Raw genomic sequence first — 1,436 nt, forward strand, 5'->3', positions numbered from 1 at the left:
GGGCCCACCACGCCCGGCAGCGGCCGGCCGAGCTGTCCGGCGGCCAACAGCAGCGGGTGGCGATCGCCCGCGCGCTGGCCGCCTCGCCCCGGCTGCTGCTCGCCGACGAGCCCACCGGGCAACTGGACGCCGAGACGGGCCTGTCGGTGATGGCCCTGCTGCGCGGGATCGTGGAATCCGAAGGCGTCACCGTCCTGGTGTCCACGCACGACGCGGTGATGATGGCCCTGGCCGACCGGGTGATCCGCATCCACGACGGGCACCTCGACGAACAGGCGGCCGGCCAGCCGTACGAGCCCGTGCCGGACGCCAGGTGACGCGTCGATGCTGAGGCTGGTCAGCCGGCGCGCCCGCGCGCAGTGGCCGTTGCTGGCGGCCCTCCTCGGGGTCGTCACCATCGGCGCGACACTGCTGGGCACCTGCACCCTGCTGGTCACCCGCACCGCCGAGCGGGCGCTGGAGATCGCCATGGCCGACGCCGCCCCCGCCGCCGTCGACGTGACCGTCTACGCCGGCACCGTCGAGGGCCCGGACGCGCGCTCCGTCGCCGCCGACACCCGCGCCGTGGTGACCTCCGCGCTCGCACCGTTCCCCGTGACGACCACCGCGCGGGCGTCGACGGTGCTACGGGCGCTGCCGCCCGCGCTCGCCCCGGGCACCACAGTGCCGGCCCAGGCGTACCTGTCGGGGCTGGACGACCTGCCGGCCCGAGCCGAGCTGATCACCGGACGCTGGCCGCGGCACCCGGGCGACGCGGTGCTGCTGGAGTCCACCGCCCAACTGCTCGGCCTCACCCCCGGTCGCCAGGTGCGCCTCGGCGCCGAACTGGCCCACGCCCCCGTCCCGGCCGTCGATGTGACAGTCGTCGGCGTGGTTCGCCCGCTGCCGGGGCGCGGCTGGGACCGCGACCCGTTGGCCGCGGCCGGCTCGGCCATCGGCTACCGCGACGGTCGCTTCATGCAGCCGGTCAACGCCTACGGCCCGTTCCTCGTCGACCTCGCCGACCTGGTCAGCACCGGCGCCACAGTGGATCGGATGGAGGTCACCGCCCACCCGGACCTGTCCAACCCCAACCGTCGCGACCTGGAGACCGTGGCCGGGGCCATCCGCAGCGCCGACCGCCGGCTGGCCGGCACCCTCGGTGACCGCGTCCAGCTCGCCCGGGTCTCCACCGACCTGTCGTCGACAGTGCGGGCAGCCGACGACCAGCAGCACGTCACCGCCGCCGTCGTGCTCGCCATCGCCGTCCTCGGCGGTGTCCTGGCCGCGACGGCACTCGTCCTCGCCGGCCGGCTGACCGCCGACCTGCGCGCCGACGAGACCGCCCTGCGGTCCGCCCTGGGCACCAGCCGCCGCCAACTCGCCGCCACCGCGACACTCGAGGCCGGGCTCGTCGCCGCCGTCGCCGCCGCGCTCGCGACACCGGCCTCGAGTGT

General features: G+C 76.2%; 1 protein-coding gene and 1 pseudogene. Both read left to right on the forward strand.

The window, feature by feature from the left end:
* A partial coding sequence (locus KBX53_RS32775) for an ATP-binding cassette domain-containing protein (RefSeq protein WP_210863738.1) occupies nucleotides 1-317 on the forward strand: 317 nt, incomplete at its 5' end.
* Between the two features lie 7 nt (nucleotides 318-324).
* Nucleotides 325-1,436 (forward strand): annotated as a pseudogene (locus KBX53_RS32780) (permease); the annotation flags it as partial.

The organism is Micromonospora sp. M51 (genome assembly GCF_018070305.1).
Lineage (GTDB): Bacteria > Actinomycetota > Actinomycetes > Mycobacteriales > Micromonosporaceae > Micromonospora > Micromonospora parva.